This is a genomic window from Amycolatopsis melonis, assembly GCF_040064235.1.
Classification (GTDB): Bacteria; Actinomycetota; Actinomycetes; order Mycobacteriales; family Pseudonocardiaceae; genus Amycolatopsis; species Amycolatopsis melonis.
The window spans coordinates 635,627-660,481 of the sequence record NZ_JBDZYD010000004.1; the positions used below are offsets into that span (position 1 = coordinate 635,627).

Genomic DNA, 24,855 nt, shown 5'->3' on the forward strand with positions numbered 1-24,855 from the left:
CACGACGGCTGGACCGCACCTCCGCCGGTCCGCGGTCGTGAGTGGTAATTCGGGTTAGAACCCGAATTACCACTCACGACAAGCTGCGGCAGACCACCGAAGCCGCCAGGGATCAGGGGCGGAGCAGGATCTTCCCGGTGACACGGCGCGCTTCGATGTCCTCGTGCGCCTTCGCCGCGTCCCGCAGCGGGTAGACGCGGCCGACCACCGGCGCCAGCCGTCCCGCGGCCGTCTCCGCCAGGACGTGGCGGATGCGGCGCGGGGTGTCCGGCCAGAACTCCGGCAGCTGGCTCATGTCCGCCACCGTGAGCCGCCGCCGGTCGGCTTCGGCAGGCTCGGTCGGCGCGCCGCTGCTCATGCCGTAGCCGGAGAACCGGCCGCCGTCGCGCAGCAGGCCCAGCGCGGACGCGCCGAGCGGGCCGCCGACGCCGTCGAACACCACGTCCAGGCCGGGCACCTGCCCGGTCCACGCGGGATCGGCGTAGTCGGCGGCCCGCACCCCCAGCCGGCGCGCCAGCGCGGCCTTCTCCGGCCCGCGGACCGCCGCGATCACGTTCGCCTCGCGGTCGCGGGCCAGCTGCACCAGCAGGCTCCCCGGCCCGCCGACGCCCGGCACGACCAGCACGTTCTCTCCCGGGAACACTGGCGTCCTCTCCAGCAGCGCCAGCGCGGTGCTGCCGTCGTCGAGGACCGCCAGTGCCTCCGGCAGCCCGAGCCCGTCCGGCACGCGGAACGCGAATGCGGCGTCGGCGAGCACGACAGAGGCGTAACCACCCCCGGGTGCGCGGGTGATCACCCGCGCACCCAGCCAGTCGCCGGGCACCCCCGCACCCGTCGCGGTCACCGTGCCCGCCACCGCCCCGCCCGGCACGTACGGCGGGCGCACCGGGAACTCCTCCGGCCCCTTGCCCCGCCGGATCAGGGTGTCCAGCCAGCCCGCCCCGGCGTACTCGACCGCGACGCGCAGCTGTCCTTCGCCCGGCTCGGGATCGGGCAGGCTGACCGGTTCCAGTACCTCGGGACCGCCGAAGCGGCTGACCATGATCGCTTCCATGGCCCCAGCCTGGAACCTCGAGTCAGCTCGAAGTCAAGCCGTCAGGACACGACGTCGGTCACGGTGTCCTTGATGACCTGCCACCGGCCGTGCTCGCGCACCAGCGTCAGGCTGAGCGTGTAGTGGCGGTCGATGCCCCGCGACGGCACGAGGTAGTGCGCGTCGAGGATGGCGAAGCCCATGTGGCAGCCCTCGACGACGGTGTGCGTCACCGTCCACGGCATCGAGTACTCGTACGGCAGCGTGAACTGCTGCTCGATCACCGGCGTCACGTTCGCGTCGTGGCCGATGTGGATGTCACCCCGGCGGCCGACCGTGACCATGTCGCGGTGGATGATCGCGCTGTACCGGGCGCCGTCGCGCTTGTTGTAGCTGTCCATGTCCTCCCACACGGCCTGGTCGAACGCCCGGCGGCACTCCTGCTGCCCGGCCTGTTCCCCCGCCTGTGCCCCGGTCGCCTCGCCGGCTGCCGAGGCGACCGGGGCGCCGATGACCGCCGCCGCGACCGCGGTGCCCAGGGCCGCGTAACCCCACTTGCGCATCTGGTTTCCCTTCTCCGTGGACCGGCGACGACCCTGCCGGGCCGGTGCATCACAGCTGCATCACTTCCGCACCGGCGCCGCGTGCGGTCGGGTTGACTGCCGCGGCGGGGGTGAGTGATGGAGTTCCGCGTCCTGGGTCCGGTGAGCGTGCTCGACGGCGGGCGGCCGATCGCGCCGTCCGGGCCGCGGCAGGAACGCATCCTGGCGGCGCTGCTGCTCGGGGCAGGCCGGGTCGTGCCGGTGTCGCGGCTGGTCGACGTCGTCTGGGACGGCGAACCGCCCGCGACGGCCGTGCGGCAGGTCCGCAACCTGACCACCGCGCTGCGGCGCACGCTGGTCGCGGCCGGGGCGGGCGAGGACGTCCTCACCGCCGAAGGCCCCGGCTTCACCCTGCGCCCCGGCGTGTTCGACCTCGACGTCTTCGAAGAACACGCCGCCCGCGGCGAGTTCCGCGAGGCGCTGGCCTGCTGGCGGGGTCCCGCGCTCGCCGGGGTGGACAGCGCCGCGCTGCGGCCGGACGCCGAGCGCCTGGCGGAACGGCGGCTGGCCGTGCTGGAACAGTGCCTGGCCGCCGAGGTCGACCGCGGCGAGGGCGACGCGATCGCCGAGCTGACCGCGCTGGTCGCCGAGCATCCGCTGCGCGAGGGACTGGTCGGCCTGCTCATGCGGGCCCTGCACCGGGCCGGACGGCAGGCGGACGCGATCGACGTCTACCAGCGCGCGAAACGGCGGCTGGCCGGCGAACTCGGGATCACCCCGGGTGCGGCGCTGCGCGGGCGCTACCAAGAGCTGCTCCACGAGGAACCCGCACCCGGCCGCTGCTTCCTGCCCTACGACGTCCCCGACTTCACCGGCCGCGCGGCCGAACTCGACCGCGCGCTCGAAGCGGTGCGGACCGGGCGGCCGGTGGTGGTCGACGGAATGGCCGGGGTCGGGAAGACGGCGTTCGCGGTCCGCGTCGCACACCGCGCCGCGGCGGATTTCCCCGACGGTCAGCTGTTCGTGGACCTGCACGGGCACACCCCGGGCCGGGACCCGCTGCCGCCCGGGACCGCGCTGGCCGCCCTGCTGCTGCAGACCGGCGTGCCCGCGAGCCGCCAGCCGGACGGGCTCGACGAGCGGGCCGCGCTGTGGCGGTCGCGGGTCGCCGGGCGGCGGCTGCTCGTCGTGCTGGACAACGCCGGATCGCCGGAGCAGGTGCTGCCGTTGCTGCCCGGCGACCGGGGCGTCGGGCTGCTGGTGACCGGACGGCGGCGGCTCGCCGCGGTCGACGGCGCGCTCACCCTCGGCCTGGACGTCCTGCCGCCATCGGAGGCCGAAGCGCTGTTCACGGCCGCGGCGGGCGGACGGTCCGGCGCGGCCGTCGCGAAGCTGTGCGGATACCTGCCGCTGGCCCTGCGCATCGCCGCCGCCCGGCTGCAAGCGCGTCCACTGTGGACGGTGGACGACCTGGTGACGCGGCTGGGCACCGAGCGGCGGCGGCTGGGGGAGCTGCGCGCGGGCGGCCGGGACGTCGCGGCCGCGTTCGCGTTGTCCTATCGCGACCTCGGCCCCGCGCAGCGGCGGATGTTCCGGCTGCTGGGCTGCCACCCCGGCGGCGACTTCGCGGTGGCGGCGGCCGCGGCGCTGTACGGTACCGACGGCGCCGAAGCCGAGCAGCTCCTGGAGGACCTGCTCGACGCGCACCTGCTCCGCCAGCCCGCGCCCGGCCGCTACGGCTTCCACGACCTGATCGCCGAGCACGCGCGCGCCGCGGCGGAACCGGGCGAGACGGACGCGGCGCTGGAGCGGCTGTTCGTGCACTACCGCGACGGCGGATACTCCTTCGCCGCCGAGCGCGCGAACCTCGTCGCGATCACCGCGCTCGACGGCCACGACGAGCACGTCTGGCGCATCACCGACCGCGCGGTGGCGGCACTGCGCGAACAGGGGCACCGCGACGAGCTGACCGCGCTGGCCGTCGCGGGTGTCCGGGCGGCGGACCGGCTGGGCGACCCGCACGCCCGCCAGCTGAGCCTGGCGAACCTCACGACGGCGCACTGGGAGTCCGGGCGGCTGGCCGAGGCGGCCGAGGCGACGGCGGACCGCCTGCGCCTGGTCCGCGCGACCGGCGACCGCGCGGCCGAAGCGGCGGCGGTGGCCCGGACGGCGGCACTGCACGCCATGCGCGGCCGCTACCCCGAAGCGGTCCGCGGCTACCGGGAGGCGCTGGTGCTGGCCGGGGAAACGGGCAGCCACGCCGTCGCGGGCCTCGTCTGGGGCAACCTCAGCAACGCCCAGGAGGCACTGGGCCGGTACGAGGACGCGCTGACGTCGGCGGCGCGGGCCAGGGCGATCCGCGAAGAACTCGGCGACGCCGACGGCGCGCTCCTGGCCACGGCCCAGCTGGGCCTGATCCTGGCCCGCCTCGGGCGGCTCGCCGAAGCACACGCGGAGGTGACGAAGGCGGTGCGTCAGGCGGTCGACGCGCAGTACGCGTTCGGCGAGGCGTGGAGCCGCATCGACGCCGCGGAGGTGTCACTGGCGGCGGGCCGCCCCGAGGAGGCGCACGCCCAGGCGGAACGGGCGTGCGCAATCCTCGCGCGGCTCAACCACCCGCTGCTGCTGGCGATGGCGGCCACCAGCCTCGGCGCGGCCTGCACGGCACTGGGCGACCCGGTCGCGGCGTCGGCGGCCTACGACGTGGCCCTGACGACGGCCCGCCGGATCGGCTACCGCGCCCCGGAAGCACAGGCCCTGGTCGGCCTCGGCGCCGCATACGCCGCGTTGGGCCGCGATGCCGAGGCCGGCCGGTACCTGCGGGCGGGCCGGGTGCTGCAGGAGGAGATCGGCTTGGCCGCCCGGCCGGTCAGGCTGGGGTGACGTCGATCAGTACCTTCCCGGTGACGCCCTCCTCCGACGCGATGTGCGCCTTCGCGGTGTCGGCCAGGGCGAACCGGTGGACCGGCACGCCGTGGTCCGGCCCGATCCGCAGGGCGCCTTCGGCGAAGGCCGCGTTGACGTCTTCGGCGCCGGCGCGCAGCTTGTCCTCGCCGACGGTGTAGAGCACCAGGAACTGGTAGCGGGCGTTGGCCCACAGGTTCGTCCCGAAGTCGAGGCTGACCGTGCCCGTCCCGCGGTCGTCGCCGTAGACCGCGACCGTGCCGCGGGGCCGCAGCACTTCGGTGTCCAGCCGGGCGTTGACCCCGGCGGCGACCTCGACGACCAGGTCGACGCCGTCCGGCGCGATCTCGCGGATCCGGGCGGCGAGATCCGGGTCGGGGTAGCGCAGCACGTGGTGGGCGCCGGCGGCGCGGGCGAGCGCGGCCTTCTCCTCGCTGCTGACGGTCGCGACGATCGTCGCCCCGGCCCAGCGCCCGAGCTGGATCGCGGCGTTGCCGACCGCACCGGCACCCCCGCTGACCAGCACGGTCCGGCCGCTGAGCGCGCCGGACGCCAGCCGGGCAGGCCCGTCCTCGGCGACGGTGAGTGCCCGGTGCGCGGTCAGCGCCGGGATGCCGAACCCGGCGCCTTCGTCGAAGCCGACGGCGTCCGGCAGCCGGACGAGCTTTTCCGCGGGCAGCACGGTGTACTCCTGCGCGGTCCCGGACGACGGCCGGTGGGTTCCGGCCAGGATGGTCCACACGCGGTCGCCGGGGGAGAAGCCGGTGACGCCCGGACCGGTCGCGTCGACGACGCCGGCGCCGTCCTGGTGGGGCACCGTCTCGGGCACCTCGGCCCCGGGCTCGGCGCGGAAGCCGCTGCGCGCCTTCCAGTCGGTGGGATTGACCGCGGACACGACGATCCGCACCCGGACTTCGCCGGGCCCGGGCTCGCTCACGGCCCGCTCGACCGGCGTCAGGACTTCGGGGCCGCCGTGGCGGCGGTAGACGACTGCTTTCATGCCGGGTGCAATCCCGTGTGACCGCGGGTTATTCCCGGGGTAGGCGGAAATTGCGTGGTGCGGAAAGGCGCTTTCGGCTTTGGCGCAAAAGAAAAATACCGCCGTGCGGGTGATCCCCCGGGCGGGCGATTTTCGGATTTGCCCGAGCGGATCGGGCCGCCGTCACAGAAACTGGGCGCGTGGGAGAGGAAAAGCGGGACCCGGGGGAAGAGCGGCCGAAGCGTGACGACGGCGAGCCGACACCGATCTTCGACGCCGTGTTCAACGCGACGCGAGCGCGAAATAGCGGGAATTCCCCGCACGAGCCGGACAAAACCGGCCGGTAACGTGTGGCACTTCACTCGACGTCCGCGGCGGAGATGTAGCATCCCCGGTGCACGTGCATCCGCGCATGAGGAGTGAGCAGTGGCCGGGGTCGTGAACAGCATGATCGCCGCCGAGTACGCGGCCGGCGCCTCGATCTCGGAGCTGGCCGAACGCTGGGGCATCGACCCCCGCCAGGTGGTCGAGCGCATCGCGGCGGCCACCCGCTCCTGAACCCGGCCGCAGTGGTCTGCCGCGGCTTGTCGTGAGTGAGTAACACTGTTACTCACTCACGACCGCGGACCCGAAACCCGGTGGCCTCAGATCGCGCGTTCCCCCTTGCCCAGCACGACGATCCCGCCCTCGCTCACGTGGTAGTGCCCGCGGTCGCGTGCCAGGTCCACGCCGATGTGCGCACCCGCCGGGACCACCACGTTCTTGTCCAGGATCGCCCGGCGCACCACCGCGCCGCGGCCGACGCGGGCGCCGTCGAGCAGGACCGATCCCTGGACCACCGCGCCCTGCTCCACGATCACGTCCGGGGACAGCACCGAGTCCACCACCTGCGCGCCGGAGATGATGCAGCCGTTGCTGACGATCGACTGGTTCGCCGAACCGCCCTCGACGAACTTCGCCGCCGCGCGCTGGCCCGGGTGGGCCAGGATCGGCCACTTGCGGTTGTAGAGGTTGAAGATCGGGTGCGTCGAGATCAGGTCCGTGTGCGCCTCGTAGTAGCTGTCGATCGTGCCGACGTCACGCCAGTAGCCGTGGTCGCGCTCGGTCTCGCCCGGCACCACGTTCGTGTTGAAGTCGTACACCGCGGCCTCGCCGGACCGCACCAGCGCCGGGATGATGTCGCGGCCCATGTCGTGGTGCGAGGCGGCGTTCTCGGCGTCGGCGTACAGCGCCTCCAGCATCACCTTGGTCGTGAAGATGTAGTTGCCCATCGACACGTACGCCTCGTCGGGGGAGTCCGGCAGCCCCGGCGGGTCGGCGGGCTTCTCCATGAACGCGTCGATCATCAGCCCGTCGGTGGTCCGGATGACGCCGAACGAGCTGGCCTCGGCCCGCGGCACCCGGATGCCCGCGACCGTGACGCCCGCGCCGGACGCGATGTGCGCGTCCAGCATCTGCCGCGGGTCCATCCGGTAGATGTTGTCCGCGCCGAACACCGCGATGTACTCGGGGTTCTCGTCGTGGACGAGGTTGAGGCTCTGGTGGATCGCGTCGGCGCTGCCCTGGTACCAGCGCGGGCCGAGCCGCTGCTGGGCAGGCACCGGCGTGACGTACTCGCCGGTCAGCGAGGACAGCCGCCACGTCGTCGAGATGTGCCGGTCGAGCGAGTGCGACTTGTACTGCGTCAGCACGCACAGCCGCCGGATCCCGCCGTGCACCAGGTTCGACAGCACGAAGTCGATCAGCCGGTGCGTGCCGCCGAAGGGCACGGCCGGTTTCGCCCGGTCCGCCGTCAGCGGCATCAGGCGCTTGCCCTCCCCGCCCGCGAGCACGATGCCCAGGACATGGCATTCGCTGTTCACAGCGACCTCCCGCACGCCTCGTAGAGCGCGACCGTCCGCTCGGCGATCGCCTTCCAGCCGAACTCGCCGACCGCGCGCTCGCGGCCGGCGGTGCCCATCGCGGCGGCCCGGTCCGCCGAGCCGACCACCTCGTTCAGCGCGGTGGCCAGGCCCGCCTCGAACGCTTCGGTGTCCTGCTCGTCGTAGTGCACCAGCAGCCCGGTCCGGCCGTCGTCGACGACCTCCGGGATGCCGCCGACGTCGCTGGCCACCACCGGCGTGCCGCACGCCATCGCCTCGAGGTTCACGATGCCCAGCGGCTCGTAGACCGACGGGCAGGCGAACACCGCGGCGTGGGTGAGCAGCTGCACGACCTCCGCGCGCGGCAGCATCTCCGGGATCCAGCGGACGCCGGTGCGTGTCCGCTCCAGCTCGGCGACCAGCCCGCGGAACTCCGCGTCCAGCTCCGGGGTGTCGGCGCCGCCCGCGCAGAGCACCAGCTGCGTCCCGGGGTCGAGCTTCGCGCCCGCGCGGACCAGGTGCGGGACGCCTTTCTGGCGCGTGATCCGGCCGACGAACAGCACGTACGGCCGGTCCGGGTCGATCCCGTGCTTGGCCAGCGCCTCGGTGCCGGGATCGGGCCGGTAGAGCGTGGTGTCGATGCCGTTGTGGATCACGTGGACCCGCTCGGGCGGCACCGACGGGTAGGCGGCGAGCACGTCCCGGCGCATGCCGCCGCTGACCGCGACGATCGCGTCGGCGGCCTCGTAGGCCTCCCGCTCGATCCACGACGAGACGCGGTAGCCGCCGCCGAGCTGCTCGGCCTTCCACGGCCGCAGCGGCTCCAGCGAGTGCGCGGTGACGACGTGCGGGATGCCGTGCGTCAGCTTGGCGAGGTGCCCGGCGAGGTTGGCGTACCAGGTGTGACTGTGCGCGAGGTCGTGCCCGGCGAGAGCGTCCGCCATGGACACGGCGATGTCCATGGTCGCGAACGCGGGCTGGCGGTAGCCGTGCGGATCGGTGTGCCCGGTGGCGTCCGGCCGGTTGGCACCCCAGCAGTGCACGTCGAGATCGACCAGCGATCGCAACTCCCGGGCGAGGAACTCCACGTGGACCCCGGCGCCGCCGTAGACCTCCGGCGGGTACTCCCGGGTGAGCAGGCCGACCTTCATGAGCGAACCCTATGGCCTTTCCGGCCCGTGGCGCAGTCTGGCGGACAGGGGAATTCCGCGAGTTTTCCGTCACTGCCCGCGGGATCACGGCTCCCGGGTGAGGACGAAGTGCCCGACGCCCTTCGCCGCGGACCGGACCTGCCAGCTGTCCGGTCCGGTCGCCGGGCCGGAGGCGTACTGCAGCCGGTAGTCCGGCTTGCGCGGGGTGACCGAGCGGTCGAGCCAGTGGTAGTTGACCCGCAGCGCCAGGCTCATCAGCGGATTCGCCGTCGCGATCCGCTTGTCGACCAGCGTCACCGCCTGCCCGCGGTCGGAGAACTCGTCGAGGATGGCGCACTCGCAGAAGTAGGCGAGCGTGCCGATCTCGCCGGGGCTGGCCACGCTCGCGTCGCCGAGCTGCCCGCGCAGTTCGGTGCCGACCCGCGCGTAGTCGGTCGCGCTCGCCCAGTTCCCGAAGATCACCGGCGACGGCCACGGCAGGCCCTGCGCGACGTCGACCGCGGCGCCGCCGAGCGCCAGCGCACCGGTGAGCCCGAGCGCCACGGCAGGCGGCCCGGCCCGCAGCGCCGTCCGGGTCCGGGACTCGGCGTACCAGGTGCCGAAGGCGGCGACCGCGAAAGCGCTCACCGACGTCACCGGGGCCGCGTAGTACCAGTGGAACGGGCCGACGCCGAGGAACGAGTAGGTGAGGTAGTAGAGCAGCCCGCCGGCCCCGAGCGCGGCGAGGGGACCCAGCGCCGGGAACTCCGGCCACCGCGCGCCGAACCGGGCGGCCGCCCAGCCGGCGAGCGCGACCACGCCGAGCAGCGCGGGAAGGAACGACACCAGCACGGTCACCGGCCAGCCGAGGTAGTACATGACCGGGCCGGTGCCGTAGCTCCACGGCGCGAAGAGGCCGGCCTGCAGCTGCTTGATGACGAGCGTGTCCGGCACGAACGAGCCGAAGGCCACCCAGCTGACGGCGAACCACGGCGCGGCCGTCACCACGGCGAACCCGGCGGCGGGCAGCAGCCGCCGCCGGATCGCGGGCGTGCTCACCGCGATCACCACGACGAACACGACGAGATCGAGCCGGGTCAGCACGGCGAGCCCGCCGGCAACGCCGAACCAGGCGGGCCGCCCTTCGACGGCCAGGACGGTCAGCACGAGCAGCACGGCCGGGATCAGGAGCACCTCGAGGCCGATCGCGGACAGCACGAAGGGGTTCAGCAGGACCAGGGCGACCCCGAGCACCCCGGCCGCGGCCGGCAGGGCGAGCGAGCGGCCGAGGCGCTGCCACGCCCAGCCGAGCACGCCACCACACAGGACGGTCAGGATGCCGAGCGCGACGACCGGGTGCGGCCCGCCGGTCACCCGCGTCGCGAGGGTCAGGGCGCCGAGGAGCAGGACGTTCAGCGGAGAGGTCGCGGAGTTGGCGGGCGAGCCGGGCACGATGCCCCACTCGCCGTGCACGGCGAGGTTCTTCGCGTAGGCGAGGGTGATGTAGGCGTCGTCGGTGAGACTGCCCCGGACGGCGAGGAAGACGGCGGCGCCCAGAAGCGCCCCGAAAGCGGGCAGCCAGCGGCCCCGCGTGCTCGTCCGCTCGGTGTTCGTTGCTGCCGGCACCGGCCTCCTTCGGGTGCGAGAGTCACCCGATCGTGGCATGCGTCCGGAGGTCGCGCATTTCCGCATCTCCGGGGACGAGTGTGGTGGCATTCGAGGGACACCGATGCAAAACCGCTACAAAGCGGTCTAGGGTGACAGAGCAGAGACGGCCACCGGCCGCGGCGGGAGCCACACCCCACGGCCGGCCGGGATCCGGCCGACGCGAGCCGGATCCCCGGCGCCGGGCGGCGCCGAAGGGGACGCGGCAGGCCTTCGCCCCGCCGCCGCGTCCCCAGCCGCCTGCCGCCGCGTTGCCGGGGGCCTGCCGCGTTCGCGGGCGCTCGTCGCCGCCGCGTTCGCGGGCGTCCGCCACGGCGTCCCCAGCCGCCCACCCCCGCCTTTCCCGGCTGCCCGTCGCCGCGTTCCCAGGCGCTCGCCGCGGCGTTCCCGCACGCTCGCCGCGATGACCTCACTTCCGGCCTGGATCCGCCGACCGGCGTGCGCTCAAGGCAAGGCGCCCATCAGCCACTCCCGGCCCACCCGGCAAGTGCCCGGATCGGCCCCGGTGAGCGTGCCCGCCGCCGGTCCGCGGTCGTGAGTGGTAATTCGCGTTAGAACCCCAATTACCACTCACGACCAGCCGCGGGAGACCACGGTGGGGCGGGGTTTCCCGTGTCGCCGCCGGTGGGCTGCCGTTTGCGTCGCTAAGCTTTTGGCCTGTTCCGGCGACGCGAAGGGATGCGGTGGAAGCCAAGAACGTCGACGCGCCGCCCGGTGCCTGGGCGCCCGGCAAGGTGGCCGAGCTGCTGGGCGTGTCGCCGGTGACCCTGCGCAGCTGGAGCGCGCGGTACGGGATCGGCCCGCCCGCGCGCGGCGCCGGACGGCACCGCCGCTATTCCGACGCCGACGTGCGACGGCTCCAGCACATGCAGCGGCTCGTCGGGCGGGGGATGCCCGTGCGGGAGGCCGCAGCCGCGGCGTTCGGCGGCGGGCCGCCGGAGCAGCCCGACGTGCCGGCCGCCCACCGCGTCCGCGAACTCGCCGAGGCCGCCGAAGAGCTCCGGTCCGCTTCGGTCGCCGGCCTGCTGGACGAGACCCTCGGCACCCTCGGCCCGGCCGCGGCCTGGACCGACGTCCTCGCGCCCGTCCTGCGCGGCCTGGGCGACCGCTGGCAGCGTGGCGACCGCTGCTTCGCCTCCGAGTGGACCCTCACCACCGAGATTTCCCTGGCGTTCGAACGTTTCAGCCGCCGCTTCCCGGCGGCGGTGCCCGGCCGTCCGGTGCTGCTGGCCTGCTGCCCGGCCGAACGGCACTCCCTGCCGATGGAGGCCCTGCGCGCGACGCTGGCCGAGGCCGGTGTCCCGGTCGCCTACCTCGGCCAGCTGGTCCCGGCCGAAGCGGTGGCCGACCTCGCCACGCGGCTCGACCCGGTCCTGGTGCTGCTGTGGTCCCTGGCCCCGCCGACGGCCGACGACCTCCTGGCCGCCCGCGTCCGCGACCTCGGCCGCGCGGTCGGCACCGCCGGCCCCGGCTGGACCCACCTCGGCGACCGCGGCTTCCCGCAGGTGAACGACCTGACGTCGGCGGTCGACCTCGCCGTCGCGCACGCCGCAACCTGACCCGCCCGATGCGGTTCCGTTGCAACCCGCCTCGGCCCGTGCTCCCTGGGGACACACGTGTGATTGAAGAGGCATCGGCCGTGATTGGAGAGGCATCACACGTGACGGAAGGGGCATCACGGCCGATGCCCGCTGATCACGCACGATGCCTCTGTGGACCCGGGTGATGCCTCCGCAATCACGCGTGATGCCCCGGCAATCATAGTGATGCCCGTGTGGACACACGTGATGCCCCGCTGATCACGGGTGATGCCCGCGAAAACCGGTTGGTGCTCACCGCGGTGCCCGCTACTGTTCGGCCGAACTCGTCACCGCGTCGATCGAAGGGAGCCGGCCGTGCGTCGTCACGTTGCTGCTCCCCGCTCGCGGTCCGAGGTGATCCTGGTGTCCCCGGACGGCCGGTGCCTGCCGCGCGGCCCGCACCGGAACCCGTGACCCTGGCCTGACCCTGCCGTCACGGGGAATCGCGCCGCCCCGATCACTTCGTCCACAAAGGACATCGCGATGCGCGCTCACACCCTGGCCACCGTCCGCAACCTGGGCATCCTCGCCCACGTCGACGCCGGCAAGACCACCATCACCGAACGGATCCTGCACCGGACCGGCACCATCCACCGGCAGGGCGAGGTCCACGACGGCACCACCGTCACCGACTTCGACCCGCAGGAACGCGACCGCGGCATCACCATCTTCGCCGCGGCCGTCAGCTGCACCTGGGCGGGCCACCGGCTGACCCTCATCGACACGCCCGGCCACGTCGACTTCACCGACGAGGTCGAGCGGTCGCTGCGCGTGCTCGACGGCGCGGTCGCGGTGTTCGACGCCGTGGCGGGCGTCGAGCCGCAGAGCGAAACCGTGTGGCGGCAGGCGGACCGGCACGGCGTGCCGCGGATCGCGTTCGTCAACAAGCTCGACCGCGCGGGCGCCGATCTCGACGCGGCCGTCGCCTCGATCCGGGCGCGGCTGCACCCGGCGCCGCTGGTCGTGCAGCTGCCGATCGGGCGCGAGGACGGCTTCACCGGCGTCGTCGACCTGATCCGCCTGCGGGACGTGCCGGACGACCTGCTCGACGAGGCACGACGGCGGCGTCGCGAGCTGGAGGAGGCCGTGGCCGAGCTGCATCCGCCCGCGCTGGAGGAGTTCTGCGCCACCGGGACCGTCTCGGCGGAGACGCTGGAGAAGGCGCTGCGGGAGCTGACCCTCAGCGGCGCCGGGCTCGTCGTGCTGTGCGGGGCGGCCTACCGCGACCGCGGGATCGAGCCGCTGCTCGACGCCGTCGTTGCGTACCTGCCCTCGCCGGCGGACGTCCCGCCGGTGCGTGCCGACCGGCCCGCCGACCCGGCGGCGCCGCTGGCCGCGCTGGTGTTCAAGGTCGCCGCCACGGCCACCGGACGCCTGACGTACCTGCGGGTGTACTCGGGCACGCTGCGGAAGGGAGACCAGGTGACCGACGCCGGACGCCTCGAGCGCGTCGCCCGCGTCCTGCGCGTGCAGGCCGACCGGCAGTCCGAAGTGGACAGTGCGGTGGCCGGGGACATCGTCGCGGTGGCCGGGCCGAAGGCGGCGCGCGTCGGCGCCACCCTCAGCGCGCCCGGTGCCCCGGTGCTGCTGGAGCCGCCGGTGACGGCGGACCCGGTGGTCGCGGTGGCCGTCGAAGCCCGCCGGGCGGGTGACGGCGAGCGGCTGGCCGCGGCGCTGGCCCGGCTGGCCGAGGAGGACCCGTCGCTGGTCGTGCGGGCCGACCCGGAGACCGGGCAGACGGTGCTGTCCGGGCTGGGTGAGCTGCACCTGGAGGTGGCGGTGGAGAAGCTGCGGCGCGAGCGCGGGCTCGAAGTCGCGGTCGGCCGCCCGGAGGTCGCGCTGCGCGAGACCGTGGTCCGCGGGGTGTCCGGGCTGCTCTACCGTCACGTCAAGCAGGAGGGCGGCGCGGGCCAGTTCGCCCACGTCGTCCTCGACGTCGAGCCGGCGGACGACGGCTTCGAGTTCGTCTCGGCAGTCGTCGGCGGCCGGGTGCCGCGCGAGTACGTCCGCGCGGTCGAGGCGGGCTGCCGGGACGCCCTGGCCGAGGGACCGCTGGGCGGGCACCCGGTGACCGGGCTGCGCGTCACCCTGGCCGACGGCGTCACGCACCCGAAGGACTCGTCGGACCTGGCGTTCCGCACGGCGGGACGGCTCGGCCTGCGGGAAGCGCTGCGTGCCTGCGAGCTGCGGCTGCTCGAACCGGTCGCCGAAGTCGTGGTGACGGTGCCGGGCGACGCGGTCGGCGGCGTGCTCGGCGACCTGGCCGCCCGGCGCGGCCGCGTGGCCGGTTCGCAGGTGCGGGCGGGCACGGCGGTGGTGACGGCGACGGTGCCGGTCGCGCAGCTGTTCGGCTACGCGAACCGGCTCCGCAGCCGGACGCAGGGCCGCGGCACGTTCACCGCCCGGCCGTCGGGCTACGCGCCGGTGCCGTGAGGGGCGGGTGGCGGGCCGGGGATCAGCCCGGTTCGCCACCCGTGGGCACCAGCTCGACGACGTGGTCCTTCACGACCGGCCCGAACGGGCTCGCCGCGGTCACCCGCACAATGCCCTTCCCAGGCACACTCCGAGGCTGCGCAAGAACTTCCGCACGCGCCGCCGAATCAGCCGGGACCACCTTCGTGATCCTCGGCGACGCCCCCGTCGGGACCGGAATCCGGCCGGTCGCCGAGGAAACCCCGGCGACCTCGACGGCGACCGACAGCGGACCGTCCGCAGGCACCTCACGGCCACTGAACTGCTTCCAGTAGCCGACGCACGTGTCCCGCCACCCGGCCGCGTCGGTCTCGTGCGCGGCCAGCTTCGCCTTGACCTCGGCGAAGCGCCGCGCGTCGAGCCGCGTTGCGAGGGAATCCCAGGCGTGGCGCATCCACGTCACGTACCCGACGCCCAGGTCGTAGCGCGACACCAGCTCGTCCCAGAAGATCCGGCCGCTGCGCAGGCGCCGGTCCCACGGCACGTGGTGGAACCACATCAGCAGTTCCTCCGGTACGCGGTCGATGTCGCCGTAGCGGGCCGCGAGAACCGGGAAGTACTGGGCGGTGAAGCCGCTGCCGGTGGGGGAGCGGTCGTAGCCCAGGCCCGCGGTGTCCGCCTGGTTGTAGTAGACGGGACTCCAGTCGTCCCGGCTCAGCCGTTCCCCCGGCGCCGGTCCGTAGTGGTCGCTGGAGCGGAACTGGTGCGCGACCCCCAGCGGGGTCTGGTAGTTCACCACGGCTTCCCGCGAGCCCGCCATCATCGCGACGATGGTCCGGACCACGTCGGGATGATGGCCCCACGTCATCCGCACCCAGTCCTCGGCGATGCGTCCCGACTCCGCCGTCCAGTCCCACGCCAGCCTGCCGAAGGCGAAGAAGTTGGCCTGCGCGAAGTGGTGGCCGGTCAGGTTCGTGGCGTTGCCGAGGTTGGCGACGCCGATGATGGCGCTGTCGGGCCGGTCGCGGGTCGTGCCTTCCACGATGTCGCCGACCCGGCGCCGCGGCAGCAGCCGTCCGTGTTCGTCGGTGGCGTACGTGTCGGCCTTCAGGACCTCTTCCCAGAGCGGGCCGAGGTAGCAGAGCATCGTGTTCTGGCCGGTGTACTCCTGCGTGATCTGCAGCTCGATGGCCTGGTCGGTGTGCTCCATCCTGGCGAAGAGCGGGTGAACCGGTTCCCGGGCCTGGTAGTCCAGCGGCCCGTTCTTGGTCTGGATGAACACGTTCTCGGCGAACTTGCCGTCCAGCGGCCCGAACTCCAGGTACGGCCGCTTCAGCCGGTCCCGGTCGACCTCGGCGTTGTAGACGAAGGTGCGCCAGAAGATGCGCATGCCGAGCGGGGCCACCGCGGCCGCGAGGGCGTTGGCGCCGTCGCGGTGGTCGTAGCCGAGGTCCTGCGGGCCTGGCTGGCCTTCGGAGTTGGCCTTGACGGTGAACCCGATGAAGTCGGGGATCGCGGCCTGCAGCTGCCGCGCCCGGCGGGCCCACCAGTCCCGGAACTGCGCGCTGTAGGGATCCAGCTGTTCCCGGGTCAGGGTGTCCGGCGCGAACCGCGCGTCGGTCGGCGCGGCGTAGTTGACCGACACGGCGAGCCGGATCCCGTACGGGCGCAACGCGTCGGCCAGCGCGGCTTCCTGCTTGATCGCGGCCGCGGTGAGGTAGAAGCTGTTGGCGTTGACGTTGTTGATCGTGATGCCGTTGATCCCGACCGAGGCCATCGCCCGCGCCGCCACGAGATAGCGGTCGAGGATCACCGGCAGGTTCAGCGCCGCGCTCGCCCCGGTGGCCGTGAAATCGAAAATTGCCCCGTTCTCGCCGTTCAGCCCGCCGGTGCCAGTCGCGTTGTTGCCGGCGTAAAGACGTTCGGTTTCCCAGTAGTTCAGGTAGCGGCGGCGGATCCGGGGTGCCGAGGAGACGTCCAGTGGCGTGATGGCCTGCCGGGTCTGGAGCCGCCGGAGGAAGGCGAACGTGCCGTAGAGGACCGCGAGATCGGTGTTGCCGGCGATGACGGTGGCGCCGCGGACCGACCGGAGCAGGTACCCGTCGTCGCCGAGCGGGGCCAGGTCCTGGGCGGGCACGGACCTGCGGATCACCGGGGAACTGGCCGGTGTCCCGGCCACCACGGCACCGGCGGGAATCCGGCCGCCGGGGGCGTCGCGGACCGGCACCGGACGGCCGAGCAGCCCGCCGAGGCCGCGGACGAGTTCGTCCCTCGCCGCCTGCAGCGTGGTTTCCACCAGGTGTTCCGACGACCCCGGCGCCATCGCGAGGTGCGCGGTGTGGCGGTGGACCTTGGTCCGGCCCGCGTTCTCCACGACGATCGCGGTGACCGCGGCCCGGTACCGGGCCAGCAGCCCGGGGTCGTCGACCACCGGGTACCGCAGCCACAGGCTGGAGCCGTCTTCATCCGGGGTGGCCGCCTGCGCGAACCCGGTGCCGAGCACCGAGGTGGACAGCGCGGCGGCGCTGCCGATCAGAAAGGAGCGCCGTCCGAATCCCGCGTTTTCGTCAGTGGAAGACACCTCCGAACTATTGCGATGCCCGATTTCCGTGTCAAGACGACGGCTTTTCGAAATCGTCGAAGCGCAGATGTTTCGGAATTCTTTCGGAAACAGTTTCAGCCGCGGGGCACGGACGCCACCCCGGCGAGCAGCCGGTCGACGTCGCTCTCGGAGGTGTACGGCGCGATGCCCGCACGGACCGCGCCGGTGTCGCCGAGCCCGAGGTGGCGGGAGCACTCGATGGCGTAGAAACTGCCCGCCGGGGCGTTGACGCCGAGCGTCCCCAGGTGTTCGTACACCGCCTGCGACGCGACGCCGTCGACGGAGAACAGGACCGTCGGCGTGCGGCGACGGTCCGGCGCGCCGTACCGCGTGACGCCGGGAATCGAAGCGAGGCCCGAGTCGAGCCGGGCGAGCAGCGCGGCCTCGTGTTCCTCCGCCGCGGTCAGGGAAGCGACGAGCCGGGACCGCCGCGTGCCGGTGCCGGGGACCAGCCCGGCGAGGAACTCGATCGCCGCGGTCGTGCCCGCCAGCAGCTCGTAGGGGAGGGTGCCCAGCTCGAAGCGCTCCGGGACGGCGTCGGTCGAGGGCAGCAGCTTGTCCGGGCGCAGCGTCTCCAGCAGCGACGGCGCGGCGGCGACCACCCCGAGGTGCGGGCCGAAGAACTTGTACGGCGAGCAGGCGTAGAAGTCCGCACCCAGCGCGGTGACGTCAACCGGAGCGTGCGGAGTGAGGTGGACGCCGTCGACGTAGAGCAGCGCACCGGCGTCGTGCACCGCGGCGGCGATGGCGGGGACGTCCGGCCGGGTGCCGAGCAGGTTCGACGCGGCGGTGACCGCGACCAGCCGGGTCCGGCCGGTCAGCAGCCGCGTGATCGCCTCGGTCGCGAGCACACCGGTCGCGGGATCGAAGTCGGCCCAGCGCACGGTGGCCCCGCACGCGGCCGCGGCCTGCACCCACGGCCGGATGTCGGCATCGTGGTCGAGCCGGGTGACGACGACCTCGTCACCGGGACCCCAGTGCTTGGCCAGCGTCCGCGAGAAGTCGTAGGTGAGCTGGGTCATGCTCCGCCCGAAGACAACGCCACGCGGATCGGCGGCCAGCAGATCCCCGACGGCTGCCCGAGCTTCGGCAACAACGGCGTTCGCACGCCGCTCGGCGGCGGTGACAACCCCGCGGTTGGCAATGGCGGAGCAGAGGGTGGCGACGACGGCGTCCCCGACGACGCCGGGCACCTGCGAGCCACCGGGCCCGTCGAAGTGAGCGGCCCCCTCGGCGAGGGCGGGGAAGTGCTTGCGGATCGTCTGCACGTCGTAGGTCACGGCGTCAGCATGCCGCAGCGCTTCGGCGCCGGAAAGTTCACGACCGCCGGACGGGCGCGGCCGCGGTGACCGGGATCTGCGGCGGCGCGGGCACCGGCCGCCGGACCGGTGCCGGGGTCCGCAGGTACCGGCGCAGCCGCTGCGTCGGCTTTTCGACGTAGTTCCAGGAAAGCCAGCCGACGCCGTAGGCGGCAGGCACCGCCAGCACGATCAGCAGCCACACCTGCCGCACCCCGGCGAGGATGAGCAGCTGCTGGATCGGGAACCCCCAGATGTAAGTGCCGTAGCTGCCGTAGACGTACGGTCCGGCGGCCTCCAGCTTCCGGGGCCAGTGGGTGGCGAGCGTGATCGCCCCGTAGGCCGCGCTGAACGCGAGCGCGTAGCGGCTGGCAGGGGTCTGGCTCAGCGCGAGGTAGGCGGCGAACAGGGTGAGCGCGGCCCACGGCCGCAACGGGATCCGATCGCGATAGGCGTGCAGGACCATCCCGATCACGAACGGGACGAGGAACGACACCGTCGAGCCGATCGGGACGTACACGAGCGAACCACCCGCGCCGTGGTACTCGAACGTCGCGTGCAGCACGCTGTCGGCGTAGACCATCCCGCCGAGCACGAGGAACAGGAACCAGCGGGGCACGCCGATCAGCACGACCAGGCCGACGGCGAGGACCAGCGCGTACCCGAGCAGCTCCATCGGCAGCGTCCAGATCGCCCCGTTCACCGAGAACGGGTAGGGGTTCTGGCTGAACACGCCGGGCAGCTGGTGCTGCATGAAGAACAGCACGGTCGTGCCGACCAGGTAGCGCCACGTCTGGATGTGCGTCCAGTAGGCGTGCGCGGGCCAGGTCGTCACCAGCGGGCCGATGACGAAGACGGTCACCAGCAGCACGACGAGCAGCGGCGGCATGATCCGCAGCAGCCGCCGCGCGGAGAACCGCCACCACGAAGGATCGCGGGCCCAGCTGTCCTGGATCTGGTAGCCGCTCATCGCGAAGAAGCCCATCAGCGCGATGTACCCCGGCGACATGTGCCACGACGCGGGGAAGATCGTCAGCCGCTGCGGGTGCAGCAGCGGCATGCTGTGGTCGACGATGACCGTGATCGCGCCGATCATTCTCAGCCACGCGAAGCCGGTGTTGGGGTTGGCGTGAATTCTTGACGAGATCGGCACGGTGGCCGATGTTAACCCATCCGGTCCTGCGGATTGGACCGAATGGCAGGAATCCGCTCAACGGTCCCAGTTGCACGCCTGCATGCGCGCCCGGCGGGGACCCGGCACAATCCCACAGGACGGAGGGGGACCACGGGGTGCGAGACCGGCTGGGGAACAAGTACGTACTGGCAGGCGTGCAGCTGCTCGTCCTGGCCGCAATGCTGGTGTCGTACAACCGCGGGCACTGGCGCTTTCCGGCCTACCGGGTCGACCTCGACGTCTACCGCCTGGGCTCGGGCGCGCTGCTGCACGGTCAAGCGGTCTACGGCACGCTGCCACCCACCGGCGACGGGCAGCTCCTGCTCTTCACCTACCCGCCGATCGCCGCCGTCGTGCTGGCTCCGCTGGCGCTTCTGCCGTACTGGGTCGCCTGCCTCGCCCTCACCCTGCTCACCCTCGGGCTGCTCGCCGTCGTCCTGCGGACCGTGCTCGGCACTTCGTACGCCTGGCCGCTGCTCGTTGCCGCCGAAATCCTCGAACCGGTGCTGCGGACCGTCTACGCCGGGCAGATCGATCTGCTGCTGCTCACCCTCGTCGTGCTCGACGTCCTGGTTGCGGCGCCGCGGTGGCCGCGGGGGCTGCTGATCGGGCTGGCCGCCGCGATCAAGCTCACCCCGGCGATTTTCCTGCTGTACTTCCTGCTCCGGCGGGACGGCCGGGCCGCGCTGACCGCCGTCCTCACCTTTGCCGCGGCGACGGCGGCGGGCTTCCTGCTCGCCGGTGCCGACTCCGTGCGGTACTGGACCGGTGCGCTGTGGGACACCGGGCGCGTCGGCGAGCCCACCTATGCCGGCAACCAGTCGCTGCTCGGGCTGCTCGCCCGCGCCGGGGTGCCCGCCGACGCGCGGACCGCGTGGTGGCTGCCGCTCGCCGCGGTGGTGCTCGTGCTGACCGCGCTCGGAATGCGTCGTGCGCTCGCGGCGGGGGAGACCACCGTGGCGCTGGGGCTCAACGCCGTCGGCGGCCTGCTCGTCTCGCCGATCTCGTGGACCCACCACTGGGTGTGGGCCGTCGTCGTGCTGCTCGGGTGGGCCGGCCTTGCCCGCCGGACCCGGCGGCGCGGGTTCGCCGTCCTGGCCGGGGCCGGGGCCGTGCTGTTCGTCGCCGGCCCGCAGTGGTGGTGGCCGCGGGGCGGGGAGGTCGAACGGCACTGGACCTTCGTCCAGCAGCTGACCGGCAACGGCTATGTCCTTTTCGGACTCGCGCTGCTGGTGACGGCCCTGCTCGTCAGGTTCCGGCCGGACGTCCGCGATGCCGTCGTTTCCGCCCCAGCCGCAGCCAGCCCGCCCCGAGGATGATCATCGCCGTCCCGAGGGCCAGTGCCAGGCAGATGCCTGCGGTGTTCATCGGCAGCGTGTCGTCGAACGCCGCTGGCAGCGGGAGCGTCCCGGCGATGCCGAGCAGGGCGTAACCGGTGCCGGCCACCAGCAGGAACCGGCTCGCCAGCCGCGCCGAACGCGTGCAGAACACCGCGCCGGCGCCGGTGAGCAGGTGCGCCAGCGTCCACGCCCCGGAGACCGCGAAGACGCCGAACAGCTGACGCGGCCCGTCCCCGACCGTGACCCCCGGCATCAGCTCCAGCGCGCCGAGCACGAGGAACAGCAGGCCGATGAGCATGCCCATGCCCTGGACGGGGGCCGGTCCCGGCTTCGGCCGCCGGGCCGCGGGGTGGGTGCGCGCCATGCCGTCCGGGTTCCCCGCGCGCGGCCGTTTAATGCGCGGTTGTGCCGCGGCCGCCCGGGTAACCGCGCCGGAACCGACAAGGAGCAGCCGATGACCGACTACCACCACACCGCGACCGCCGACGTCCCCGCCGACGAGCTGTTCGCCTTCCTGAGCCACCCCGAGAACCTGCCGCGCTACTTCCCGGAGATGAAGGTCGCGCAGCCGCAGGGCGGGGAGAGTGTCCACGTCGAGGCCGAGGTGCACGGCGAGCGCGTCGCGGGGGAGGCGTGGCTGCGCACGGACCCGGCGAGCCGGTCACTGTCCTGGGGCGCGGAAGGCCCCGACGACTACCACGGCGAGCTGCGCATCCGCGACGACGGCCCGGCGTCCTCGGAGATCACGGTGACCCTGCACAGCGTCCGCGAAGCCGACGGCGACGAGGTCCAGCGCGGCCTCGAACGGACGGTCGCGGCAATGACCCACGCGGTGACCGCCGACGCGGACGTCGCCGAGGCCGAGAGCCAGGGCGGCTGGACCTCCTACGACGAGAACCGCTGACTCTGTATAACGACCTATACTGCTCACCTCTTCAACGCCGAGCCCAGCGCCGCCGCAAGGAAAAGCCCGCAGGCGACCACCGCGGCGGCCTGCACGCTCGTCGTGCAGGCCGCACGGGCCGCGGCGAGGAGCCGGTCGGCCGCCGCGAGACCGCGGGCCGCCGCCTCCGCCTGGGCCGGGCCCGCCGATGCCAGCCGGGCCGCCGCCTCCGGGACGTCCGGCGGGATCGCCAGGTGCGCCGCATACACCGCCGCCGCCAGGGAACCGAACACCGTCGTGCCCAGGCCCGCACCCAGCTCGTAGCCGGTCTTCTCGACCGCTGCCGCGCCGCCCGCCCGGTCCGCCGGGGCCGCGGACAGCAGCGTGTCCGTGCTCGACGTCAGGGCCAGCGCCATGCCCAGGCCCGAGCCGGCCAGCGCGGTCCCGAGCCACCACGGCGACGCCAGCGCGCCCGCCGCCGGGATCGCCAGTGACGCCGCCGCGAGCGCGAACCCCGCCGTGCGGACCCGCGCGTTGCCGAACCGCCCCAGCAGGGCCGGTGCCACGACACTGCCCGCCGCCGACGCCCCGAGGACCAGCAGCAGCCGGGCCGCCGCGGCCGGGGGCGACAGCCCGAGCACCACCTGCAGGTACTGGGCGAGCAGCAGGCCGAGCCCGACGAGCGTGCTCAGCACCAGCAGCACGCCGCCGATCGCGCCCGGCACGCCCGGCCGCCGGAACAGTGTCAGGTCCAGCAGCGGCGCCGGGGTCCGGCGCTGGCGGCGGACGAAGAGCCCGAGCAGGACGCACCCGGCCGCCCCCGCCGCGAAGCCGCCCCCCGACGGCCCGATCGCGAAGGCGATGCCGAGTACGCCGCCCGCCGCCAGCACCGCGCTGAGGGCGTCCCACGGCTGCCGCCCGGGCGGGGTCCGCGGCAGCCACCGCAGTGCCGCCGCCACCGCGGCCAGGATCACCGGCGGGTTGACCAGGAACGTCGCCCGCCAGCCGTACGCCTCGACGAGCAGCCCGCCGAGCACCGGCCCGAACACCGAGCCGGTGCCGGTGATGCCGCTGCACACCGCGATCGCCGTGCGCCGCTGCCGGTGCCCGGGGAACAGTTCGCGCAGCAGCGACATCGTCACCGGCATGATCATCGCGCCGCCGCAGCCGAGCACGGCCCGCGCGGCGATCAGCGCCCCGGCGGTCGGCGCGAACGCGCATCCCAGCGACGCCGCCCCGAACACCGCGTAGCCGGCGACCAGCACGCGCCGCCGTCCGAAGCGGTCGCCGAGCGTGCCGCACGGCAGCAGCAACGGCGCCGCGGTCAGCGGGTAGATCGCCACGATCCACACCTGCGCGGCGGCGCCCGGCCGCAGCTGCCGGACGACGTCGGGCAGCGCGACGTGCAGCACGGTCGCGTCCACCGCGACGAGGAGCAGCCCCGCGCCGAGCACGGCCAGCAGCGGCCATGCCCGGACCGCGGGCGCCGTCACGGCCACAGCAGGCCCGCCAGGTGCCGCGCGACGACGTCGACGTGCGGCGGGTCGACCACCGAGAGGTGGTGTGCCGCGACCGGCACGATCTCCAGCCGTGGGCACAGCTCCGCCCAGCCCGCGGCCGGGTCCGTGCGCGCGTACCGCGGTTCCATGGCCAGCCCGGCGGCGTACGGCTCGGTCGCCCGGTAGAGCACGACCCGGCCGTCGTAGCGCCGCGGTGTCCCGCGTTCCGCGGCCAGGGTGTCCAAAAAGGACTCCCGCTGGTGCTTCAGGACGCCGGGGCCGAGCAGCCCGGCTTCGGCGACCCGCCGCATGGTCAGCTCGATCTGCTCCTCTTCCGGCAGCGGCGCCAGCTCGTCGTGGCCGAGCCGGACGGCCCGGCCGTAGGTGCCTTCGACGTAGCCGGTGAACCGCAGGAACCGCCGGGCCGAGGACGCGCGCGGGTCGAGATCCTCCTCCGGCAGCGGCAGCATGGTGTCGATCAGCGCGACCAGCTCGACGTCTTCGCCCGCCTCGGCCAGCCGGGTGGCGACGCCGTAGGCGAGGGCGCCGCCGAACGACCAGCCCGCCAGCCGGTAGGGGCCGCGCGGACGGCGGGCCCGCACCAGCGGCAGCAGGTTGTCGACGCGTTCTTCGATGCTCGCGCCGGGCACGCGTTCGAACCCGGCGCACGGCACCCCGGCGGGCAGCCGGTCCAGCAGCGGCCGGTAGACGGTGCACGTGCTGCCGCCGGGGTGGAACAGCAGCAGGGGAGCGGTCCCGGCGTCGCCGGGCTTGAGGACGTGCACCGGGCCCTGCCGCGTGTCGAGCAGGGCGCGGGCGACGTCGGCGATGGCCGCGAGGGAGTCGTGGCGCAGCAGGTCGGCCGGGTCGACCGGCGTGTCGAGTTCCGCGGTGAGCCCGGCGGCGAGCAGGCGGGCCAGCTGCCGGGGATGCCCGGTGCCGGTCAGCCGGACGTGCGTGCCGCCCGCGTCGGTTCCGGTGTGCTCGCGCCACAGCCGCAGGACTAGGGCGTGTCTGACAATGCTTTGGTCCAGGCGATCACGGCGTGCAGGACGACCGCTGACCGGTAGACAATGGCGAGCTTGTCGTAGCGAGTGGCCAGGCCACGCCATTGTTTGAGCAGGTTGAACCGGCGTTCGACGACGTTGCGGCCGCAGTAGTCCACCGCGTCGAAGGCGGGTGGACGGCCGCCGCGGGAACCGCGACGTTTGCGGTGCCCGGCCTGATCAGCAGGCTCGGGGATCACCGCGGTGATGCCGCGGGCGCGCAGATGTCCGCGGATGGCGCGCGAGGAATAGGCCTTATCACCGCGGACACGGTCGGGCCGGGTCCGCGCCCGACCGCCTCCAAGGCGAGGGACCTGCAGATGCCGCATCAGGTGCGGGAACATCGGCGCGTCCCCGGCCTGCCCAGGCCCGACCAGAGTGACCAGCGGGCGGCCGTTCCCGTCGACGAGATGGTGCACCTTGGTGCTCCACCCGCCGCGAGAACGGCCGATCGCATGATCAGGCGGCTCGGTCAGCAGATCCGTGTAGTTCGACCCAGCCCCCTGTGGGACGGGTGATGTTGGTGGCGTGCTGATGCGCCCGGGCGATCGTGGAATCCACCGACACCGACCAATCAACCAGGCCGGCCGCGTCTGCTTCGGTGAGCAGGCGTTGCAGCACGGTGTCCCAGGTGCCGTCACCGGCCATCCGGCGATGCCAGGTCCAGATCGTCTGCCACGGACCGAACACCGCGGGCACGTCCCGCCACGGAATCCCGCACCGATACCGGTAGATGATCCCTTCGACCATCGCCCGCGCATCCGAGAAGGGCCTGCCTCGCTTACCGGTGCGGACCGGCAGCAGGTCCTGGATCAAGGCCCACTGACCGTCCGAGAGCAACTGAAACCGCGACACGACCAGCAGCATCCCAGCAACCCACCGAGACGTTTGTCAGACACGCCCTAG

Annotated in this window: 20 protein-coding genes; 6 read left to right on the forward strand and 14 right to left on the reverse strand. The window is 73.4% G+C overall.

Annotated features, from left to right (window positions below; translation table 11 throughout):
* Positions 1-112: 112 nt before the first annotated feature.
* Complete coding sequence (locus tag ABJI51_RS13845; protein WP_348950792.1) at positions 113-1,054, reverse strand: zinc-binding dehydrogenase; 942 nt, start codon at positions 1,052-1,054, stop codon at positions 113-115.
* Between the two features lie 41 nt (positions 1,055-1,095).
* Positions 1,096-1,596, reverse strand: coding sequence for a hypothetical protein (locus ABJI51_RS13850; RefSeq protein WP_348950794.1), 501 nt, complete (start codon positions 1,594-1,596; stop codon positions 1,096-1,098).
* A gap of 117 nt (positions 1,597-1,713) precedes the next feature.
* On the opposite strand from ABJI51_RS13850, the gene ABJI51_RS13855 reads away from it, so the two are divergent.
* Complete coding sequence (locus ABJI51_RS13855; RefSeq protein ID WP_348950796.1) at positions 1,714-4,458, forward strand: AfsR/SARP family transcriptional regulator; 2,745 nt, start codon at positions 1,714-1,716, stop codon at positions 4,456-4,458.
* Here the strand turns inward: ABJI51_RS13855 and ABJI51_RS13860 are convergent.
* Positions 4,445-5,479 (reverse strand): NADPH:quinone reductase, encoded by a 1,035-nt coding sequence (locus ABJI51_RS13860; protein ID WP_348950798.1) that lies wholly within the window; start codon positions 5,477-5,479, stop codon positions 4,445-4,447. The two genes, ABJI51_RS13855 and ABJI51_RS13860, sit on opposite strands and share 14 nt — an antisense overlap.
* Before the next feature lie 405 nt (positions 5,480-5,884).
* Between ABJI51_RS13860 and ABJI51_RS13865 the strand changes: the two genes are divergently transcribed.
* The gene (locus ABJI51_RS13865) at positions 5,885-6,016 is read left to right on the forward strand and encodes a hypothetical protein (RefSeq protein ID WP_348950800.1); all 132 of its coding nucleotides are present in this window, start codon (positions 5,885-5,887) and stop codon (positions 6,014-6,016) included.
* 86 nt (positions 6,017-6,102) lie between these two features.
* Here ABJI51_RS13865 and glgC read toward each other — a convergent pair whose 3' ends face one another.
* The 3 genes from glgC to ABJI51_RS13880 all read right to left on the reverse strand — a co-directional run bounded on the left by glgC (position 6,103) and on the right by ABJI51_RS13880 (position 10,076).
* Entirely contained in the window at positions 6,103-7,320 is a 1,218-nt protein-coding gene (gene glgC / locus ABJI51_RS13870; RefSeq protein WP_348950802.1) for a glucose-1-phosphate adenylyltransferase, read from the reverse strand.
* Entirely contained in the window at positions 7,317-8,471 is a 1,155-nt protein-coding gene (gene glgA, locus ABJI51_RS13875) for a glycogen synthase (protein WP_348950804.1), read from the reverse strand. Before glgA ends, glgC begins: the two co-directional genes overlap by 4 nt.
* An 84-nt stretch (positions 8,472-8,555) precedes the next feature.
* On the reverse strand, positions 8,556-10,076 hold the full coding sequence (locus ABJI51_RS13880) for a hypothetical protein (RefSeq protein ID WP_348950806.1): 1,521 nt from the start codon (positions 10,074-10,076) through the stop codon (positions 8,556-8,558).
* Between the two features lie 722 nt (positions 10,077-10,798).
* Between ABJI51_RS13880 and ABJI51_RS13885 the strand changes: the two genes are divergently transcribed.
* Entirely contained in the window at positions 10,799-11,674 is an 876-nt protein-coding gene (locus ABJI51_RS13885; protein WP_348950808.1) for a MerR family transcriptional regulator, read from the forward strand.
* Positions 11,675-12,178: 504 nt separating this feature from the next.
* Positions 12,179-14,128 carry an elongation factor G gene (gene fusA / locus ABJI51_RS13890; RefSeq protein ID WP_348950810.1) on the forward strand — a complete coding sequence of 650 codons (1,950 nt, stop codon included), beginning with the start codon at positions 12,179-12,181 and terminating at the stop codon, positions 14,126-14,128.
* 22 nt (positions 14,129-14,150) lie between these two features.
* Here the strand turns inward: fusA and ABJI51_RS13895 are convergent, their stop codons facing one another.
* The 3 genes from ABJI51_RS13895 to ABJI51_RS13905 all read right to left on the reverse strand — a co-directional run bounded on the left by ABJI51_RS13895 (position 14,151) and on the right by ABJI51_RS13905 (position 19,160).
* Complete coding sequence (locus tag ABJI51_RS13895) at positions 14,151-16,688, reverse strand: alpha-glucuronidase family glycosyl hydrolase (RefSeq protein WP_348950812.1); 2,538 nt, start codon at positions 16,686-16,688, stop codon at positions 14,151-14,153.
* Between the two features lie 95 nt (positions 16,689-16,783).
* The gene (locus ABJI51_RS13900) at positions 16,784-17,989 is read right to left on the reverse strand and encodes a cysteine desulfurase-like protein (protein ID WP_348950814.1); all 1,206 of its coding nucleotides are present in this window, start codon (positions 17,987-17,989) and stop codon (positions 16,784-16,786) included.
* Between the two features lie 37 nt (positions 17,990-18,026).
* On the reverse strand, positions 18,027-19,160 hold the full coding sequence (locus tag ABJI51_RS13905) for an acyltransferase family protein (RefSeq protein ID WP_348950816.1): 1,134 nt from the start codon (positions 19,158-19,160) through the stop codon (positions 18,027-18,029).
* Positions 19,161-19,297: 137 nt separating this feature from the next.
* On the opposite strand from ABJI51_RS13905, the gene ABJI51_RS13910 reads away from it, so the two are divergent.
* Positions 19,298-20,500: a glycosyltransferase 87 family protein gene (locus ABJI51_RS13910; protein WP_348950818.1), complete on the forward strand. Its 1,203-nt coding sequence runs from the start codon at positions 19,298-19,300 to the stop codon at positions 20,498-20,500.
* Here the strand turns inward: ABJI51_RS13910 and ABJI51_RS13915 are convergent.
* Positions 20,430-20,885 carry a DUF4383 domain-containing protein gene (locus tag ABJI51_RS13915; RefSeq protein ID WP_348950820.1) on the reverse strand — a complete coding sequence of 152 codons (456 nt, stop codon included), beginning with the start codon at positions 20,883-20,885 and terminating at the stop codon, positions 20,430-20,432. The genes ABJI51_RS13910 and ABJI51_RS13915 overlap by 71 nt on opposite strands.
* A gap of 90 nt (positions 20,886-20,975) precedes the next feature.
* On the opposite strand from ABJI51_RS13915, the gene ABJI51_RS13920 reads away from it, so the two are divergent.
* Complete coding sequence (locus ABJI51_RS13920; protein ID WP_348950822.1) at positions 20,976-21,425, forward strand: SRPBCC family protein; 450 nt, start codon at positions 20,976-20,978, stop codon at positions 21,423-21,425.
* Positions 21,426-21,448: 23 nt separating this feature from the next.
* Here ABJI51_RS13920 and ABJI51_RS13925 read toward each other — a convergent pair whose 3' ends face one another.
* From ABJI51_RS13925 to ABJI51_RS43550, 4 genes are read right to left on the reverse strand one after another with little or no spacing between them, the layout of a single operon-like run.
* Positions 21,449-22,897: an MFS transporter gene (locus tag ABJI51_RS13925; RefSeq protein ID WP_348950824.1), complete on the reverse strand. Its 1,449-nt coding sequence runs from the start codon at positions 22,895-22,897 to the stop codon at positions 21,449-21,451.
* Entirely contained in the window at positions 22,894-24,015 is a 1,122-nt protein-coding gene (locus tag ABJI51_RS13930) for a thioesterase domain-containing protein (protein ID WP_348950826.1), read from the reverse strand. The genes ABJI51_RS13925 and ABJI51_RS13930 overlap by 4 nt, the downstream gene beginning before the upstream one ends.
* Positions 23,907-24,368 (reverse strand): transposase, encoded by a 462-nt coding sequence (locus tag ABJI51_RS43545; RefSeq protein WP_431605569.1) that lies wholly within the window; start codon positions 24,366-24,368, stop codon positions 23,907-23,909. Before ABJI51_RS43545 ends, ABJI51_RS13930 begins: the two co-directional genes overlap by 109 nt.
* 40 nt (positions 24,369-24,408) lie before the next feature.
* Complete coding sequence (locus ABJI51_RS43550) at positions 24,409-24,816, reverse strand: transposase (protein ID WP_431605568.1); 408 nt, start codon at positions 24,814-24,816, stop codon at positions 24,409-24,411.
* Between the last annotated feature and the right edge of the window lie 39 nt (positions 24,817-24,855).